General features: G+C 47.0%; 18 protein-coding genes. 13 read left to right on the top strand and 5 right to left on the bottom strand.

Annotated elements, in window-relative coordinates; all coding sequences use genetic code 11:
• Window positions 1-122: 122 nt before the first annotated feature.
• The 3 genes from ilvA to queF are packed head-to-tail and all read left to right on the top strand — an operon-like array spanning window position 123 to window position 3,393.
• Entirely contained in the window at window positions 123-1,643 is a 1,521-nt protein-coding gene (ilvA, locus tag FD971_RS08980) for a threonine ammonia-lyase, biosynthetic (protein ID WP_215333971.1), read from the top strand.
• 14 nt (window positions 1,644-1,657) lie between these two features.
• Entirely contained in the window at window positions 1,658-2,566 is a 909-nt protein-coding gene (locus FD971_RS08985) for a 5'-nucleotidase (protein ID WP_215333972.1), read from the top strand.
• Window positions 2,566-3,393, top strand: a complete 828-nt coding sequence (queF, locus tag FD971_RS08990) for an NADPH-dependent 7-cyano-7-deazaguanine reductase QueF (RefSeq protein WP_215333973.1) — start codon at window positions 2,566-2,568, stop codon at window positions 3,391-3,393. Before FD971_RS08985 ends, queF begins: the two co-directional genes overlap by 1 nt.
• Window positions 3,394-3,466: 73 nt before the next feature.
• Here queF and ssb read toward each other — a convergent pair whose 3' ends face one another.
• Together ssb and FD971_RS09000 are read right to left on the bottom strand one after the other, a co-directional pair.
• Entirely contained in the window at window positions 3,467-3,922 is a 456-nt protein-coding gene (gene ssb / locus FD971_RS08995) for a single-stranded DNA-binding protein (protein WP_215333974.1), read from the bottom strand.
• Between the two features lie 80 nt (window positions 3,923-4,002).
• Window positions 4,003-5,187, bottom strand: coding sequence for an MFS transporter (locus tag FD971_RS09000; RefSeq protein WP_215333975.1), 1,185 nt, complete (start codon window positions 5,185-5,187; stop codon window positions 4,003-4,005).
• Window positions 5,188-5,224: 37 nt separating this feature from the next.
• On the opposite strand from FD971_RS09000, the gene uvrA reads away from it, so the two are divergent.
• Window positions 5,225-8,113: an excinuclease ABC subunit UvrA gene (gene uvrA, locus FD971_RS09005; protein ID WP_215333976.1), complete on the top strand. Its 2,889-nt coding sequence runs from the start codon at window positions 5,225-5,227 to the stop codon at window positions 8,111-8,113.
• Between the two features lie 28 nt (window positions 8,114-8,141).
• On the opposite strand, the gene FD971_RS09010 is transcribed toward uvrA, so the two are convergent.
• Window positions 8,142-10,121, bottom strand: coding sequence for a monovalent cation:proton antiporter family protein (locus tag FD971_RS09010; protein WP_215333977.1), 1,980 nt, complete (start codon window positions 10,119-10,121; stop codon window positions 8,142-8,144).
• Window positions 10,122-10,132: 11 nt separating this feature from the next.
• On the opposite strand from FD971_RS09010, the gene FD971_RS09015 reads away from it, so the two are divergent.
• The 9 genes from FD971_RS09015 (at window position 10,133) to rapZ (ending at window position 16,594) form a co-directional block, all read left to right on the top strand.
• Window positions 10,133-11,125, top strand: coding sequence for an SIS domain-containing protein (locus tag FD971_RS09015; RefSeq protein WP_215333978.1), 993 nt, complete (start codon window positions 10,133-10,135; stop codon window positions 11,123-11,125).
• Between the two features lie 36 nt (window positions 11,126-11,161).
• Window positions 11,162-11,734: an HAD family hydrolase gene (locus FD971_RS09020; RefSeq protein WP_215333979.1), complete on the top strand. Its 573-nt coding sequence runs from the start codon at window positions 11,162-11,164 to the stop codon at window positions 11,732-11,734.
• Window positions 11,735-11,745: 11 nt separating this feature from the next.
• A complete protein-coding gene (gene lptC / locus FD971_RS09025) occupies window positions 11,746-12,390 on the top strand; it encodes an LPS export ABC transporter periplasmic protein LptC (protein WP_215333980.1) in 645 nt (214 codons plus the stop codon).
• The gene (gene lptA / locus FD971_RS09030) at window positions 12,387-12,944 is read left to right on the top strand and encodes a lipopolysaccharide transport periplasmic protein LptA (protein WP_215333981.1); all 558 of its coding nucleotides are present in this window, start codon (window positions 12,387-12,389) and stop codon (window positions 12,942-12,944) included. Before lptC ends, lptA begins: the two co-directional genes overlap by 4 nt.
• A complete protein-coding gene (gene lptB / locus FD971_RS09035; protein ID WP_215333982.1) occupies window positions 12,941-13,708 on the top strand; it encodes an LPS export ABC transporter ATP-binding protein in 768 nt (255 codons plus the stop codon). The genes lptA and lptB overlap by 4 nt, the downstream gene beginning before the upstream one ends.
• 192 nt (window positions 13,709-13,900) lie before the next feature.
• A complete protein-coding gene (gene hpf / locus FD971_RS09040; protein ID WP_215333983.1) occupies window positions 13,901-14,224 on the top strand; it encodes a ribosome hibernation-promoting factor, HPF/YfiA family in 324 nt (107 codons plus the stop codon).
• A gap of 33 nt (window positions 14,225-14,257) precedes the next feature.
• The gene (locus FD971_RS09045; protein ID WP_215333984.1) at window positions 14,258-14,716 is read left to right on the top strand and encodes a PTS sugar transporter subunit IIA; all 459 of its coding nucleotides are present in this window, start codon (window positions 14,258-14,260) and stop codon (window positions 14,714-14,716) included.
• Window positions 14,713-15,702 carry an HPr(Ser) kinase/phosphatase gene (gene hprK, locus FD971_RS09050; RefSeq protein ID WP_215333985.1) on the top strand — a complete coding sequence of 330 codons (990 nt, stop codon included), beginning with the start codon at window positions 14,713-14,715 and terminating at the stop codon, window positions 15,700-15,702. The genes FD971_RS09045 and hprK overlap by 4 nt, the downstream gene beginning before the upstream one ends.
• A gap of 1 nt (window position 15,703) precedes the next feature.
• Window positions 15,704-16,594 carry an RNase adapter RapZ gene (rapZ, locus tag FD971_RS09055; protein ID WP_215333986.1) on the top strand — a complete coding sequence of 297 codons (891 nt, stop codon included), beginning with the start codon at window positions 15,704-15,706 and terminating at the stop codon, window positions 16,592-16,594.
• Here rapZ and mutY read toward each other — a convergent pair.
• Window positions 16,539-17,690: an A/G-specific adenine glycosylase gene (gene mutY / locus FD971_RS09060; RefSeq protein ID WP_215333987.1), complete on the bottom strand. Its 1,152-nt coding sequence runs from the start codon at window positions 17,688-17,690 to the stop codon at window positions 16,539-16,541. The two genes, rapZ and mutY, sit on opposite strands and share 56 nt — an antisense overlap.
• Window positions 17,675-18,511, bottom strand: a complete 837-nt coding sequence (mutM, locus tag FD971_RS09065; protein ID WP_215333988.1) for a bifunctional DNA-formamidopyrimidine glycosylase/DNA-(apurinic or apyrimidinic site) lyase — start codon at window positions 18,509-18,511, stop codon at window positions 17,675-17,677. Before mutM ends, mutY begins: the two co-directional genes overlap by 16 nt.
• Between the last annotated feature and the right edge of the window lie 19 nt (window positions 18,512-18,530).

The following is an 18,530-nucleotide window of genomic DNA, read 5'->3' on the forward strand; positions in this document are numbered from 1 at the left end:
ATAAATATGCATTTTAATTGAGGGATCCTGATATTGGCAGGAAACCATGAAAGATGTTGGCCTTTGACGATAAACCCTTGCAAATCTAAGGGCTTAGAGGCCATTCATGGTACGCTCATTGCATGGCAACGAACTATTTAAAGAAAATTTTATCGGCCCGAGTCTACGATGTGGCCAGGGAAACAGAGCTCCAAGTAGCCCCCGAACTCACAAAGCGCTTAGGCAATCAAGTTTTACTCAAAAGAGAGGATAACCAGCCGGTTTTTTCCTTCAAATTACGTGGCGCCTATAACAAAATGGCCCATTTACCCCCAGAAGCCCTGAAACGGGGGGTAATCGCAGCTTCGGCAGGGAATCATGCTCAGGGCGTAGCCCTAGCAGCAGCCAAAATGAAGTGCAAGGCAGTAATCGTGATGCCCCTCACCACCCCCAGCGTCAAAATTGATGCAGTTAAGGCGCGTGGCGGTTCATGGGTCGAGGTAATTTTGCATGGTGAATCCTACAGCGATGCTTTCAAATACTCTGAACTCTTGGAAAAAAAACGGGGCTTAACTTTTGTCCATCCTTTTGATGACCCTGATGTCATTGCTGGGCAAGGAACGATTGCCCAAGAAATTTTTCAACAATACCAAGAACCAATTGATGCCATTTTTGTAGCCATTGGTGGTGGTGGCCTGATTGCCGGTATTGGCGAATACGTCAAAGCAGTTAGCCCCAAAACCAAAGTAATTGGCGTTCAGTCAGTTGACTCAGATGCGATGAGACGCTCACTTGAAGCCAATAAGCGTATCGAGATGAAGGATGTGGGCCTCTTCTCGGATGGCACAGCAGTCAAACTCGTTGGTAAAGAAACTTTCCGTATTTGTAAGCGTGTAGTCGACGACATTATTACTGTCGATACCGATGAAATTTGCGCAGCTATTAATGACGTCTTTACGGATACCCGCAGCATTTTGGAGCCTGCTGGTGCCTTAGCAATTGCCGGCATGAAAAAGTATGTAGAAAAGCATCGTCTCAAAAAGAAAACGTTGGTGGCGATTGCTTGCGGGGCCAACATGAATTTCAGTCGCCTACGCTTCGTAGCCGAGCGCGCTGACGTTGGTGAATTCCGTGAAGCTGTTTTTGCTGTGACCATTCCAGAAGAGCGTGGTTCCTTTAGACGCTTCTGCGAATTACTCGGTAATCGGAATGTCACTGAATTCAACTATCGCATTGCCGATCAAAGTGAAGCACATATCTTCGTTGGCATTGGTACACAAAAGGCGACAGATAGCACCACTATTGCAAAGCATTTTCGTAAAGCAAAGTTTGCAACCATTGATCTGACACATGATGAGCTAGCGAAGTCACACCTGCGTCATATGGTGGGTGGCCGCTCTACTCTTGCAAAAGATGAGCTCCTATACCGCTTTGAATTTCCGGAGCGCCCAGGCGCCCTGATGAAGTTCCTGACCAGCATGGCACCCAATTGGAATATCAGCCTGTTTCATTACCGCAATCATGGCGCCGACTATGGTCGCATCTTGGTAGGCCTTCAGGTCCCCAAAAATGAACAGAAGAAATTTCAAAGCTTCTTGGCATCACTAGGCTACCCTCATTGGAATGAGACTGATAACCCCGCTTATCGTCTATTCCTAAAATGAGTTGTAATACATAAATGTCATACACACTCACCGGAAAACTTGTCGTTGCGATTTCATCACGCGCACTATTTGATTTCGAAGAAGAGAATCGTATTTTCGAATCAACTGATGACAGCGCTTATATGAAGCTACAGTTAGAGCGCCTATCGAAAGCTGCGCAAACAGGCGTAGCTTTTCCATTGGTAAAAAAGTTACTCGCTTTCAACGAAGAGGGTGAGCAGCGTGTAGAGGTAGTGATCCTCTCTCGCAATGATCCTGTCAGTGGCTTACGAGTCTTTCGCTCAGCCGAACACCATGGCCTGCATTTAGAGCGTGGCGTATTCACCAGGGGACGTCCGCCCTACCACTACCTTCGCTCGCTACATGCCAACCTGTTTCTCTCAGCTAATGAGGATGATGTCCGAGCCACGATTGATGCAGGCTTTCCTGCTGCGCGCGTCTATCCAGAATCAAGCAAAACTGCAGAGTCTCATCCAAACGAAATTCGTATTGCATTTGACGGAGATGCTGTTCTGTTTTCCGATGAAGCGGAACAAGTATTTCAGAGTGAAGGTTTGGTAGCCTTTGTCGATCATGAAAGCAAGAAGGCTGCGATCCCATTGCCGCCAGGTCCATTCAAGCCTTTGCTAGAAGCACTACATCGCTTGCAACGTAGCACTAGTGAGAAGGGGATGCGTATTCGCACTGCCTTAGTGACTGCTCGCTCTGCACCCGCACATGAACGCGCCATTCGTACACTCATGGCTTGGGGTATTGATGTTGATGAGGCAATGTTCCTTGGCGGACTCTCCAAGAGTGAATTTCTCCGCGAGTTTGAACCAGACTTTTTCTTTGATGACCAAACAGGTCACTGCCAATCCGCTGCATCAGTTGCACCTACAGGTCACGTTGTATCTGGCGTTTCTAATAAACCTAAAAGCTAATGTCCACACTTTCACTTGGTCAGGCAACGCAGTATCCCGATCAATATGATCCAAGCTTGCTCTTCCCTATTCCGCGTTCTGAGAATCGCCTTAAGCTCGACATTGAACCCAATCAAGTACTTCCTTTTGTAGGTGTCGATATTTGGAATGCCTTTGAGCTTAGTTGGCTCAATAAAAAAGGGAAACCCCAAATTGCATTGGCAGAGTTTCAGATTCCAGCAGACTCTCCTAATATGATTGAATCCAAATCATTCAAGCTTTACCTCAATAGTCTGAATAGCGCCCGCTTTGAAGATGAATCCGAAGTGCGCGAAAGATTGATTACGGATTTGTCTGCAGTAGCTGGAAGCAAGATTGCCACTCGCATCAATCCAACAGAAGCAGTTGCCAAAAAAGGAATGCAGGAGATGAGTGGTGTACTCATGGATCGCCTCGATATCGAGATCGATCCGAGTCTGCCGGCCGATCCTGCTTTGCTAGAGGTGAATGAATCTTTTGGACCGATCGAGCAGTGCTTGGTTTCTCATTTACTAAAATCTAATTGCCCCGTAACCGGCCAACCAGATTGGGCCAGCGTACAAATTCGTTACCAAGGCCGCCCCATTTTGGAAGAGGGTTTGCTGCGCTACTTAATCGGCTTTAGGCAAAAGGGTGAGTTTCATGAGCACTGTGTTGAAACCATCTTCACTGATATTAAGCGCCAGTGCAAGCCTGAGAAACTCTCTGTCTATGCTCGTTACACCCGACGCGGTGGATTGGATATCAACCCCTTCCGCACCGATCACAATTCGCCTTGGCCAGAAAATACGCGCCATGCAAGGCAGTAAGAAAGTCAGTAGATAAATAAAAAGCCCTTCTAGAAGGGCTTTTTACATTGAGCAAAACGAATTCACGCCATATTTAAAACGGAATATCGTCATCCATTGCACCGAGAGATGCGGCATTTGACGATGCTGGTGCAGACTGCTCAGCCGGCTTTGAGCGGCTATAACTTTCACCACCATCACCACTGCCACCTACTGGCTTACCACCAAGCATTTGCATTGTTTCTGCAACGATCTCAGTGGAATATTTTTCTTGGCCACTAGCATCAGTCCATTTACGCGTTCGCAAACGACCTTCTACATAAACTTGTGAACCTTTTTTGAGATATTGACCAGCGATCTCTGCAAGCTTTCCAAAGAATGCAACGCGGTGCCATTCTGTGGTTTCTTTCATTTCGCCAGACTGCTTATCTTTGTAACGATCTGATGTCGCTACTGAAATGTTTGTGACGGCGTCGCCGCTTGGCATGTAACGTGTTTCTGGGTCACGCCCTACGTTACCTACGATGATGACTTTATTTACCGAAGCCATGTTGTCTCCCGAAGAAAAATACTGCTGTTATTACTGCTAAAAAATAAACTGCTCACTTTAATGTAGCCAATGTAGCCGCGTTAAGTCTTTACTGCCGCATCCTTTGATTCCGAAGCCCTTGTTGGCATCGAACCCATCGACCAAGCGATTATAAGCCAGCATAAAAGTAGCACTGCACCCATCACAAAGACTGATAAGTCGCCATGGCTATCCATCAAGTACCCCCCAATTACAGCGCCTGTAAAGAGGCCAATCGACTGTGTTGTGTTGTAAACACCTAATGCAGTGCCCTTGGATTCTTTGGCAAAACGAGAGACCAATGATGGTTGTAATGCCTCAAGCAGGTTAAAGCCTACAAAGTAAATCAATAAAGCAATAGCGATTCCAAGAATGGAATGGGTGCCCGTAAACACAAACTCTGCAATGAGCAGCAACACAATCGCTACTAACAAAACAGTTCTTAACTGTTGCTTCTTTTCACCCACAATCAAAATCGGCGCCATCAAGAAAAAAGAAAGCAAAACAACAGGAAGATAAACCTGCCAATGTGATGCCAATGGCAGGCCCGCTTGCACTAATAGGCGTGGAACTACCAAGAACATTGCTACTTGAGTTGCATGTAATACAAATACGCCAGCATTGAGGCGCATCAACTCAGGGCGCAGAAATACTTCTTTCAAACTCGCTTGCTGTAGCTTGGGCTCAGGCAAAGTGCTTGGTAGAACATAGTAAGCAACAAACATTGCCCCAATCCCCAGCACCGCTAAGACCACAAAAATTCCACTCAAACTAATCCAGCGGTAGATTGGCGCAGCAATCACAAGTGACAACGCAAATGACAACGCAATACTGCCCCCCACCAAAGCCATCGCTCGAGTACGAACCTGCTCGCGCGTTAAATCAGCTACCCAGGCAGAAATTGCTGCCGAAACTGCACCAGCGCCCATTACCCCGCGACCAATAGCAATCCAGAGTAGGTCGTCCTGAGCGGCACAAATAAGAGCGCCCGCAACAAACAAAGAGAGTCCCCATAAAACAACTGGTTTACGGCCAATACGGTCAGAAAGGCGGCCTAAGGGAATGTAAAAGCAGGCCTGAACAATATTGAAGATTCCGAGTGTTAAGCCAACCCATAAGGCGTGCTCGCCGCCAGGCAAACCCCGCGCATGGATGCTGAAAACCGGCAAAAGCAAAAATAGGCCCAGCATACGGAGGCCAAAGATGCCCGCTAAGGCCAGAGTTGAGCGAAGTTCAGAAGGATTCATGGGAAAGGGCTATATTAACAAGTTACGCTAAAAAATCATGAATAACGAAATTAAGATCCGCGGTGCGCGCACGCACAACCTCAAAAACATCAATCTAGATATCCCTAGAGAGAAATTGGTCGTTTTAACTGGTCTATCTGGCTCGGGCAAAAGCTCTTTGGCTTTTGACACCTTGTATGCCGAAGGTCAACGTCGCTACGTAGAGTCCTTATCCGCTTATGCGCGCCAGTTTTTGCAGTTAATGGAAAAGCCCGATGTCGATACGATTGAAGGCCTCTCTCCAGCAATCTCGATTGAGCAAAAAGCCACCAGCCACAATCCACGCTCAACCGTAGGTACGGTTACAGAAATTCATGATTACCTGCGCTTATTGTTTGCCCGCGCTGGCACCCCACATTGTCCAGACCATGATCTGCCATTAGAAGCGCAGAGCGTTTCTCAAATGGTGGACACCGTTCTAGCCATGCCGGAAGATACCAAGCTCATGATTCTGGCTCCGGTTGTTAGCGAACGCAAAGGTGAATTCGTCGATTTATTTCAAGATCTCCAGGCCCAAGGCTTCGTGCGCTTTCGTGTGCGCTCTGGTGGCGGCACAACCAATACTGCCAAAGCAGAGATCTTTGAAGTAGATCAACTACCTGCCCTGAAGAAGAATGATAAGCACTCGATTGAAGTAGTTGTAGACCGTATTAAAGTGCGCCCCGATATTCAGCAGCGTGTAGCAGAGTCTTTTGAGACTGCGCTGCGCCTTGCTGATGGTAAAGCCATGATTGTCAATATGGATACCGGCAAGGAGATGATTTTCTCTAGCAAGTTTGCTTGCCCCATCTGCTCGTATTCGTTGCAAGAGCTTGAGCCACGCCTTTTCTCATTCAACAATCCGATGGGCGCATGCCCGTCTTGTGATGGTTTAGGTCATCAATCTTTCTTTGATCCAAAGCGCATTGTTGCTCATCCAGACTTATCGCTCGCTTCTGGCGCGATTAAAGGTTGGGATCGTCGCAATCAGTTTTACTTCAAGCTTTTACAAACACTCGCCAAACATGGCGGCTTTGATGTCGAGAAACCCTTTGAGACTCTGAATAAGAAACAGCAAGATCTGATTTTGTTGGGCTCAGGCGACATCACCATTCCCTTTGAGTACATCAATGAGCGTGGCAAAAATAGTGTTCGTGAGCACGCCTTTGAAGGGATTGTCGCGAACTTTGAGCGCCGTTATCGGGAGACTGACTCAGCGACAGTGCGTGAAGAATTGTCACGCTATCAAAACGTACAAACTTGCCCATCATGTAATGGCAGCCGGTTACGCAAAGAGGCGCGCTTTGTCAAAGTTGGTGACGGCAAACAGTCGCGAGCTATTTATGAAATCAGCGCCCTGCCTTTAAAAGAAGCTAAAGAATATTTTGAGTCTTTAGAACTCAAAGGTGCTAAACGAGAAATCGCTGACAAGATTGTGAAAGAAATTGGTTCACGTCTACGCTTCCTCAATGATGTGGGATTAGATTACCTCTCACTTGAACGCAGTGCTGACACCCTCTCCGGTGGTGAAGCTCAGCGTATTCGCCTGGCCTCTCAGATTGGCTCTGGCCTGACAGGTGTCATGTATGTATTGGATGAGCCCTCTATTGGCTTACATCAACGTGATAACGATAGACTGATCGGAACTCTTAAGCATTTAAGGGACTTGGGCAATAGCGTCCTAGTAGTTGAGCATGACGAAGACATGATTCGTGCCTCTGATTATGTCATTGATATTGGCCCTGGTGCTGGTGTGCATGGCGGGGAAGTCGTAGCTGAAGGTACTCCTGCAGAAGTCGAAGCAAATCCAAAGTCTTTAACTGGCGCCTATTTATCCGGTCGAGAGTGGATTGCCGTTCCTGAAAAACGTATTCCAGTAAATGACAAGTTCCTGGAAATTATTGGGGCACGGGGTAACAACCTCCAATCTGTTCATGCCAAGATTCCAGTCGGCCTATTAACTTGTGTCACCGGCGTCTCCGGCTCTGGTAAATCAACGCTCATTAACGACACACTGCACCATGCGGTTGCGCAACATATTTATGGCTCGAATGCTGAGCCAGCAGCGCACGATACCATTAAGGGTCTCGAGAACTTTGATAAGGTTATTAGTGTCGACCAATCTCCTATTGGTAGAACGCCTCGCTCTAACCCTGCCACTTATACCGGATTATTTACGCCGATCAGAGAACTGTTTTGTGGCGTCCCTGCTGCACGTGAACGTGGCTATGAAGCGGGCCGCTTTTCTTTTAACGTCAAGGGCGGTCGTTGCGATGCCTGTGAAGGTGATGGCGTTATTAAAGTCGAAATGCATTTCTTGCCAGACGTCTACGTGCCTTGCGATGTCTGTCACGGCAAACGTTATAACCGCGAAACTTTAGACATTCGCTACAAAGGGAAAAATATTCATGAAGTGCTCTCGATGACGATTGAGCAAGCCCATGAATTCTTCGAAGCGGTACCCATTGTTAAACGCAAACTCAAAACCCTGCTCGATGTTGGTTTGGGTTATGTGAAGCTAGGTCAAAGCGCCACGACCTTATCTGGCGGTGAGGCGCAACGTGTCAAACTCTCACTAGAACTTTCTAAACGCGATACCGGCAGAACACTCTACATCTTGGATGAGCCAACTACAGGTTTACATTTCCACGACATTCAATTGTTACTGACCGTACTTCAAACTCTCAAGAAACAAGGCAATACGATCGTCATCATTGAGCACAACTTAGATGTAATTAAAACTGCTGATTGGATTATTGACTTAGGTCCTAAGGGTGGCGCTGGCGGTGGGCAGATTATTGCTACAGGTACACCTGAGGAAGTTGCGAAGAATGAGGCTAGCTTTACCGGTCACTACTTAGCGCCACTGCTGGTCCGTAAACCAACGCCTGCAAAAAAGAAAAAGTAACTCAGCTAGCGTCAACTAAGTGATTTACTCAGAGTAATTTAGATTCGGCTAAATCAGTCGCTTCTGAATTACCTGAGAGCACCAAGATATCGTTAGCCTGCAAGCGTAAGTCAGGGGTGAGCTCCAATTTGACGTAGTCAGAGCCATCCACTTTTCGTCTGACTGCTTGTACGCTCACGCCTTCATTTTCGAGGTGTAACTCTTCAAGAGTCTGCCCAATACTGGCTGACTCAGGCAACAAAGTTACCGAGTGCAAACGCCATGACTCCTTGGTATCGACCTCGTCATCCACTCCTCGGAAGTAACCGCGCAATAGACTGTAGCGAGCTTCGCGTGCACTAGTAATACGACGAACTACCTTACGCATAGGTACGCCCATCATTAATAAGACGTGTGAGGCCATCATGAGACTGCCCTCAATTAACTCTGGCACTACCTCAGTCGCACCAGCCGCTTGCAGCTTGGCTAAATCAGCATCATCCTTTGTGCGCACTAGCACTGTCATACCTGGACGAAGGTGCTCGACTTGGTGTAACACTTTGAAGCTTGCCGGTGTGTCTGCATAAGTAATCACCACCGCCTTCGCTCTCGCTAAGCCTGCTGCAACTAAATAATTTTCTCGACTAGCATCGCCATAAACCACGTTATCTCCAGCGGCGGCAGCTTCTTTGACTCGGTCTGGATCCATATCTAAGGCGATGTAAGGAATTTTTTCTTGATCAAGCATGCGAGCCAAACTTTGACCTGAGCGACCAAACCCACAAATGACGACATGGTTTTCTGTACGGACACTTTTTGCAGCAACGCGTGTCAGAGCCAGTGATTGCAACAACCACTCATTGCTTGAAAAGCGCATCGCAATACGATCGCTATATTGAATCAAAAATGGCGCACCAAACATGGAGAGCAACATTGCCGCTAATACCGCTTGACTCAAAGCAGGATCGATTAAGTCCAAGCCATCAATCTGATTTAAGAGAACGAAGCCGAATTCACCTGCCTGCGCCAAGCACAAGCCTGTCCGAATAGAGATACCAGGACTAGAACCAAAAGCACGTGACAGTAAAGCAATCAAGCCAAACTTAAAAATCAGAGGGCCAATTAATAAGAGTAAGACCAACATCCACTGTTGATAGATCACCTCGAAATCCAAAAGCATGCCAATAGTAATAAAGAACAGGCCTAAAAGCACATCTCTAAAAGGCTTTACATCCTCTTCCACTTGATGACGATAAGGGGTTTCCGCAATCAACATGCCAGCCAAGAATGCACCAAGGGCTAGCGATAAGCCAAAGTGTTCGGTAAGCGCTGACATACCCAAAACAATCAGCAGCAAGTTGAGCATGAATAACTCTTGAGATCGCAGTTTGGCAACCAAGCTGAACCACCGACTCATTAAAGTTTGGCCAATCACGAAAATAAGAACCAAAGCCACCGTGATCTTGATAGATGCTGCACTCAGCGCTAAAAATAAGTCGCCAGGATTTTTACCCAAAGAGGGGATCAAAATAAGCAGGAAAACCACGGCTAAATCCTGGAATAGCAAAATACCGATGATGTTACGTCCGTGCTCAGTCTCGATTTCTGAACGATCGGCAATAAGCTTGGTGACGATGGCAGTAGAGGACATCGCCAAGGCACCCCCTAGCGCTATAGCTGCCTGCCAAGAAATGGGGTAAATCCAGTTCATCATCAAACTAGCCGGCACCGCTAGCAAAATCGTCAACAGCACCTGGCTGCCGCCCAAGCCAAAAACAATGGTTCGCATAGCCCGAAGCTTATGAAGGTTAAATTCCAGGCCAATCGAGAACATTAAGAAAACCACGCCAAATTCAGCTAAATACTTGACTGTGGCGGAATCATTGGCCAAACCAAGGGCATGCGGCCCAATAAGGACACCAATGGCTAAATAGCCCAAAATGGGGGGGAGCCCAAAATAGCGGAAAATAACTACCCCGGCCACTCCGGAGGCCAACAAGATGAGAGTTAATTGAAGGACTGACGGCATATACTCACCCCATGATAGCTAAGACTCGTGACCGAACCCTAAAGCTTGCACGTGACACCCTCACCATTGAGGCTGCTGCACTGCACACCATGCGTGATCGCCTTGAAGGCGCCAATGCTGATGCCCTCGTTTTAGCAGTGGATTTACTGCATTCCTGCAAAGGTCGTATTGTCGTTTCTGGAATTGGTAAATCAGGTCATATCGCCCGAAAGATTGCCGCCACATTTGCCTCCACTGGATCTCCTGCTTTTTTTGTGCATCCTGCAGAAGCTAGCCATGGCGACCTTGGAATGGTGACTCGTGATGATGTCTTTGTAGCGCTATCCAATTCCGGTGAGACTGATGAACTACTCACCATCGTACCGATCGTCAAGCGCACTGGCGCAAAACTCATCGCCCTAACTGGCGCTCCAAATTCTTCTTTGGCCAAGCTGGCAGATGCCCATTTAGATACGAGCGTTGAAAAAGAAGCTTGTCCACTGAACTTAGCCCCAACTACCAGCACAACTGCAGCACTCGCTATGGGCGACGCTCTAGCTGTTGCACTTTTAGATGCTCGCGGCTTTCAGGCTGAAGATTTCCAACGTTCACACCCAGGCGGCCGCTTGGGTCGTAAGCAGCTGATGCATGTCAGTGAAGTGATGCGCAGCTTTGATGAAACTCCCAAGATTGCAATTTCCGCCTCCCTCCAAGAAGCTTTACTCGAGATGACTGCAAAGCGGATGGGCATGGTGGTTACTTTAGACAATCAGAATAAAGTTGCTGGCATTTTTACTGATGGTGACTTACGTCGCCTACTGGAGAAGAGTACTAATCTGGATGGCCTCACTTTAGAAAAAGCAACTACTTCAGCACCTCGCACAATTCCTCCTGAGCTCCTAGCAGAAGAAGCTATTGAGATGATGGAAAAACATCGCATCAACCATTTAGTCGTCACTGATCCTCATGGGGCATTGCTTGGAGCACTTAACCTCCACGATTTATTTGCCGCCAAGGTTATTTAAGCTTTTTACTTTTCAATCGTTTACCTACTTACGCACATGCCAACCGCCTTTAACGCTCATAACACCAACCCTCTGAGCCAGTATCCGCAGGCTTGGGAGCGCGCTGGGGCAGTCAAGCTACTCGTACTCGATGTTGATGGGGTTTTGACTAATGGCCAGGTATTTCTTGGTGAAAGCGGTAAGGAGTCTCTGAAAGCTTTTGATATTCAAGATGGTTTGGGAATTAAGCTCTTAGAAAAAATTGGCATTCCAACAGCCATCATTACCGGGCGCAGCTCCAAAATGGTTTTGGCTCGCTGTGATGAACTCGGCATCAAGCATGTTCACATGGGTGTTGAAAATAAAGCCGTAGCCTTGGAAAAGATTTTGCAATTACTTGCACTGAAGTCATCTGATTGTGCCGTGATGGGCGATGACTGGCCTGATTTTCAAATGATGAAGTCTGCAGGCTTGAGAATATGTCCCGCGCAAGGGCATGATGCCGTGAAAGATACGGCACACTTTGTTACCACTAAAGCGGGTGGCAGTGGCGCGGTACGTGAAGTTTGTGATCTGATCCTAAAAGCGCAAAACCGCTATGAGGAATTACTCGCTCAAGCGCGCGCTTAAGGTTTGTCTTAATGGAACTGAATGCCCAACAAATTAAACTGAGTATCTGGCGCGGCTTATTGCGCTTGATGCCATTGATCTTGATGAGCACACTGACACTCGTCACTTTTTGGCTGGTTAAAAAAAATAGTCCTGCAGAAAAATCCGCTATTGAGCGAGTCCGCCTGCATGAGCCTGATTACACCATCACCAATGGCGCCCTTTCCGCACTCAACGAAGCTGGCAATACCAAATATCGGGTGCTGGGCAAGAAGGTGATTCACTATGACGATGATGCTTCCATCGATATTGAAACGCCACGTATACGTTTATTTCCCCCTGAAAAATCACCAATTACCGTCAAAGCAGACACAGGTCATTTAGATGGAGATATCACCATCCTTGATCTAATTGATAACGCTGAAATTTTTCGTCCACCGCAAGCCGCTACAGCAACTGAGCCGGCAAGACCACGCATGCTCGCTCGCTCCTCGTATTTCAAGGTACTTATCAATGATGACATTATTGAGACCAATAAACCAATTACGCTAGAACAAGGCGTGTCTGTTATTCGCTCAACTGATGGCGGCATATTTAACAATATCGAACAAAGCATGGTGCTTTCTGGACAGGTAAGAGGCCGTATCGAGCGCATACAAACTGGAGCACAACCATGAGCTTCTTACGCAAACGAGTAATACTTTGTGGTTTGTTAACAGCTTGCCTTATCGCCAATGTTCATGCTGAAAAAGCAGATCAAGATAAACCGGTTGTTTTGGAAGCAGAAAAAGTTTCCGTGAATGACGTGCAACAAGTCTATGAACTCGATGGTCAGGTACTCTTAACCAAAGGTAGTATTTTAATTACCGGCGAAAAAGGCAATATCAAGGTTGATGCCGAAGGCTATGAATACGTTGATGTTCAAGGAAATCCGGAATTCACTGCCAGTTTTAGACAAAGACGTGAAGGTCCGGCTAATGAGTTTATGCAGGGTCGCGGGCAAACAGTTACCTACAATGCAAAAACTGAGCTTCTGACGTTAACTGGAGATGCCAGTTTGAAGCGTCTTCACAATATGCAAATGTTAGATCAATTGCACGGCTGGAAAATTGATTACGATGATGTGCTGCAACGTTACAAAGTAACGCCACCTCCAAATGCAAAAGCAGAAGACCTGCCGCTGGCTAAAGCCATCCTTTCACCAAGAAGAAAAGCTACACTAGAGAAATGATCACGGATTCCAGCAACATTCAAAAACCAGCAACTCTCAGCGCCCAGCATCTTCAAAAGCGTTATGGTTCTCGCACTGTTGTGCGGGATGTATCGGTTGAGGTTAAATGTGGCGAAGTGGTTGGACTCTTGGGGCCGAATGGTGCCGGTAAAACCACCTCTTTCTACATGATTGTTGGCCTAGTTCCTTTAGACGGCGGAAATATTGTTCTAGATGGTACGGATATAACCCATCTACCGATTCATGAGAGGGCTCGTATGGGCCTGTCCTATTTACCGCAAGAGGCCTCTGTATTTAGAAAGCTGAATGTGGCTGAAAATATTCAGGCCGTATTAGAGCTCCAAGTCCAAGGCGGCAAGCCATTAAGCAAAGCTGAAATTGCGCATCGTTTAGATGAGCTCTTAGGTGAACTACAAATTAGCCATCTGCGCGACAACCCAGCACTGTCCCTATCCGGGGGGGAGCGCCGCCGTGTAGAGATAGCCAGAGCGCTGGCTTCCCAGCCTAAGTTTATTTTGCTAGATGAACCATTTGCGGGTGTTGACCCGATTGCAGTTGGAGAGATCCAACGCATTGTGCGCTTTTTAAGAGATCGCCAAATTGGCGTTCTCATCACCGACCATAATGTTCGAGAGACCTTAGGTATTTGTGATCACGCCTACATCATCAGCGAAGGCAGCGTACTGGCAGAAGGTAAGCCAGACCAAATCATCGAGAACGATGCCGTTAAAAGAGTCTATCTAGGCGAAAACTTCCGCATGTAAATTTTCAGAGTTTTTCGAATATTTATTAAATAAACATGATCTGCCCCCTTGGTTTTCAGCAAAATCGCTGATACGCTGGAGGCTCATGAAGTTCATTTCCGTATAAACAAGTACAACATTACAGGGGCATGCTGCGCACCCCGGGTAATTATTTGCGCATGCATTTTGTTTTGCTATGAATAGGAGCTGCTGATGAATCTGAAAATTAATAGCCGTCATGTTGAAGTTACTCCAGCAATGCGTTCACACCTCGAAGCGGGGTTAGCCAAAATTCGCAAACACTTTGACCATGTCCTAGATGCCTCCGCATTTTTAATTGTCGATAACGCTAAAGAAAAAAATCTTCGTCAAGCAGCCGAGATTACGATTCACCTCAAAGGAAAAGATCTTTTTGCTGAGGCGCATAACGCTGATCTCTACCACGCTATGGATGCAGTGGTAGATAAACTAGAGCGTCAAATAGTGAAGCACAAAGAAAAAGTTCAAGATCATCACCACGAAAAGCATTTTGAGTGATGTTCGACCTCAGGACACCTATAATGAATCGACATGAATGCCCTGACTGATCTTTTCTCCATAGACCGCATTGCCTTAAATAGCCCCTCTAAAAATCGGGCTGAGGCATTTGCGGCTGTAGGGGAGCTGTTTTCCAAGCAAGCAGGATTAGAAGCCCAAGCCATTGTTGGCTTCTTAAACGCTCGTGAAGACTTGGGCTCCACTGCATTGGGGGCTGGTGTGGCCATCCCGCATGGCCGCGTCAAGGGACTCAAGCATCCGATTGCTGCTTTCCTTAAATTAAAAGACCCCATTGAATTTGCCGCACCCGATGGTGAGGCTGTCTCTATATTAATTTTTTTACTCGTTCCAGAAAAAGCAACTCAGCAACATCTAGAAATTTTGTCTTCGATTGCGCAACTCCTTTCTGATCAAGACACCCGTAAGTCACTAGTGTCAGAAGAAAACCCAGAGAAGGTGTGTCAGCTGCTACAAACTTGGGGCTCGGTTTGACAACCCAACCCTTACTCCTTGAGGGAGTAACCGCTCAGCAGATCTTTGATGACAATGTCTCTGACTTAAAGCTATCTTGGATTGGCGGCCTAGAAGGCGCAGACCGTACATTTCCACCAGAGGCTGTTAAAGCGGCGGCTGCCAGCTCTGATTTAGTTGGTCACTTAAATCTCATTCACCCAAGCCGAATCCAGATTTTTGGCGAGCAAGAGGTTGACTATCATGCCCAACTTGAAACTAAACAAAGACAAGAGCAGATCTCTAGCTTAATCTCTAAGACGCCACCTTGCGTCATCGTGGCTGATGGCAAAGCAGCTGACGCTGATCTACAACTTTTTTGTCAAAGATCTTCTACGCCGCTCTTTACAACATCTATCTCCGCTGCTGAAGTAATTGATCACCTGCGTACCTATCTCACCAAGATTGGTGCCCCCCAGATCACCATGCATGGCGTATTCATGGACATCCTAGGCTTAGGTGTCTTAATCATGGGTGAATCTGGTTTAGGCAAAAGCGAATTGGGTTTGGAGCTAATTTCTCGCGGTCACGGTTTAGTGGCTGATGACGCGGTCGATTTTGCTCGACTTGGGCCAGACTATATTGAAGGTCGTTGCCCGGTGATTCTGCGCAATCTTTTAGAAGTTCGCGGGCTAGGCTTATTGGACATCCGCACCATCTTTGGTGAAACGGCTGTTCGACGCAAATTGAAATTACGACTCATAGTGCAACTAGTTCGTCGTAATGACGGTGAGTTTGAACGCCTTCCATTAGAAGCGCAGCATATTGATGTATTGGGCATCCCAATTCGAACGGTCAAAATTCAGGTTGCTGCGGGACGCAACTTAGCGGTTCTCGTAGAGGCTGCAGTACGTAATACTATTTTGCAATTGCGGGGTATCGATACCTTAAAAGAATTCATGGAGCGGCAGCGTTTACAAATGAACGCAGAGGCAGAGGCTACAAAGTCACAGGGCCGATTGATTTAATATGCAAATTAATCTGATTACCGGCATCTCCGGCTCAGGTAAATCCGTTGCGCTGAGAGCTTTTGAGGACGCCGGCTATGACTGTGTAGATAATCTTCCAGTCACTCTCTTAGAAAACCTCATCACTACGCTAGAGAATGAGAAGAGTGAGCGCGTTGCCGTGGCCATTGATGCACGCCGTGGTCAATCAATTGCAGAGCTTCCCCAGATCCTAGAAAATCTGCGACGCAACCATCAGGTTCGAGTGGTGTTTCTAAGTGCTGACACCAATACACTGATTCAGCGCTTCTCCGAAACCCGCAGACGCCACCCCCTATCTGGAAAAACCCAACAAACTCAAGCCGCTACCCTGATTGAGGCGATTGATAAAGAGAGAAATCTCTTAGAGCCACTTCGCACCCAAGCGCACAGTATTGATACCAGCAATCTACCTGCCCATGCCCTGCGCTCTTGGATACAGGACCTTCTCAAAGATAAGCCCCAAGGGCTTACTGTGATTTTTGAATCCTTTGGATTTAAGAAAGGTTTACCGAGCGAAGCCGATCTCGTCTTCGATGTACGCTGCCTACCGAACCCACACTACGATAAGGCCTTGCGCCCTCTGACTGGTAAAGACCAGCCAGTTCGCGAGTTCTTAGAAAAGATTCCTGAAGTGCTCAGTATGGAAAACGACATTATTCAATTTATCGAAAAATGGTTACCGCACTACATTGCAGATGGTCGCAGCTACCTTACTGTTGCTATCGGCTGCACAGGTGGACAGCATCGCTCGGTTTATCTAGTGAGTCGCATCATTGCACATTTTCTGCCACAAAAAGATTTGGCAGCACTCCAGATCAATTTCTTAAGTCGTCACCGCGAGCTAGACTCAATCCCTGCAGTAGCAATTTGATTGGTTGAGGTAGGCCGTAGTTCCCGAGCTGGCGCAAAGGGATCCACCTCAAATCATCGCCAGAGAATTTCACAGCAAGGCTTGATGTCACATGCCAAATCTGCATCCATAAACGGCGATGAGTAAAGACATGTTTAATCTCCACGCCCTGCTCAATGAGCTTACAGCTCTTGAACACGCTAGAACTCTTTTCATCTGGCAGTACTAGCTGAAATAATTCTTTCACAGATGAATTATTGGTCGAAGGATTAGAGTTTTTTTCTTTTGCTCTCCAAGCAGATTCTGGCAAAGACCATAATCCACCCCAGATGGCCCTGTCTGGACGCCTTTGCAGCAAGACTGAATCGCCATGTCTGAGCAACAACAGATCGCAATTAAATTCAGGGGACTTTGCTTTGATTACTTTGCGAGGCAACTGCAACACTTGATCGCTGAGATTAGCTTGGCACTCTTTTTCAAATGGGCATTTCTTTGCGCCACTTAAACACACAGGTTTTCGGGAGGTGCACCACGTTGCCCCAAAGTCCATCAGGGCTTGTGTATAAACCGGCATATCTTTTGCATTTTTAGGGAGTAGTGTTTTGGCTAGCAGCCATAATTCATCATTAACCGCTTTTTCCTGAATGGCACCTTCTATACCAAACAGTCTTGCCAAAATACGCTTTACATTCGCATCCAGAATCGGTGCCCGCTCATGAAACGCAAAGGCAGCAATTGCACCCGCAGTTGATCTGCCAATACCTTTAAGCTGCTCAAGCAATATCGGATCTGCAGGAAATTTTCCACTAAATTCCTCCATCACCTGTTTTGCGCAAGCATGAAGATTGCGAGCCCGTGTGTAGTAGCCGAGCCCCGCCCATTCAGCTAAGACATCATCTAATGGTGCGGCCGCCAATTTCTTCACAGTAGGAAAACGTTTCATGAAGCGGGGATAACGCTCTAGAACAGTAGCCACTTGTGTTTGTTGCAACATGATTTCAGAAACCCATACCGCATATGGATCTCGAATACTTTGCCATGGCAAGCCCTGGCGCCCATCCTTACCATGCCAAGCAATTAACTTGGTAGCGAAGTGCTTGATTAGCGCTTCTGACATTGAGGGCAAAAATAAGTAGAGCGTTGGCCTTGCACAATCTGCTTAATCGCCGTCTTGCATACCTTGCAGGGCTGATCCTTACGATCGTAGACTTTCGTTTGCACCATGAAGTGTCCTGGATCACCTTCACTATTTACAAAGTCTTTCAAAGTACTACCGCCTGCTGCTATTGCTTTTTTCAAAATCAATCGCACAGCAGCAGCAAGTCGAGAACATTGCGGACGCGTGAGTTTTCCAGCTGCCTTTGCCGGATGAATGCCCGCCTCAAACAAACTTTCCGAACAATAAATATTGCCAACCCCAACGACCGCCTGCCCTGCTAATAAAAACTGTTTGGCTGCTACGCTACGTTTACGTGAGCACTGATATAAGACATCTGCGCCCAGCTCACCCTCAAACTCAGGTGAAAAAGGCTCTACCCCCAGTTTTTGCAAAAGCGAATTACTCTCAATCGGCCCTTGAGATTTTGAGTGCCATAGAACTGCACCAAACTTACGGGGGTCATGCAGACGCAAACTCAACTTACCAAATTCAAAGGTCACTCGATCATGCGTCTTTAGTAAATCACTAGCGGGCAGCACCCGCAATGTTCCTGTCATACCCAGATGCAGCAATAGGTACCCAGTATCAAACTCCATTAAGAGGTACTTACCACGGCGCTCTATTCCCAAGACCTTTTGACCAGAAAGCAGTGTATTTAAATTTCTGGGTACTGGCCAACGCAATCGACCATCGATAATTTTGACCGCAGTCACCCTAGCCCCTTTTAAATGGGGCGCAATACCCAGGCGGGTAACTTCAACTTCTGGGAGTTCAGGCATAAATGGATTGTAGATTCGC

The organism is Polynucleobacter sp. AP-Ainpum-60-G11 (assembly GCF_018688375.1).
Taxonomy (GTDB): Bacteria; Pseudomonadota; Gammaproteobacteria; order Burkholderiales; family Burkholderiaceae; genus Polynucleobacter.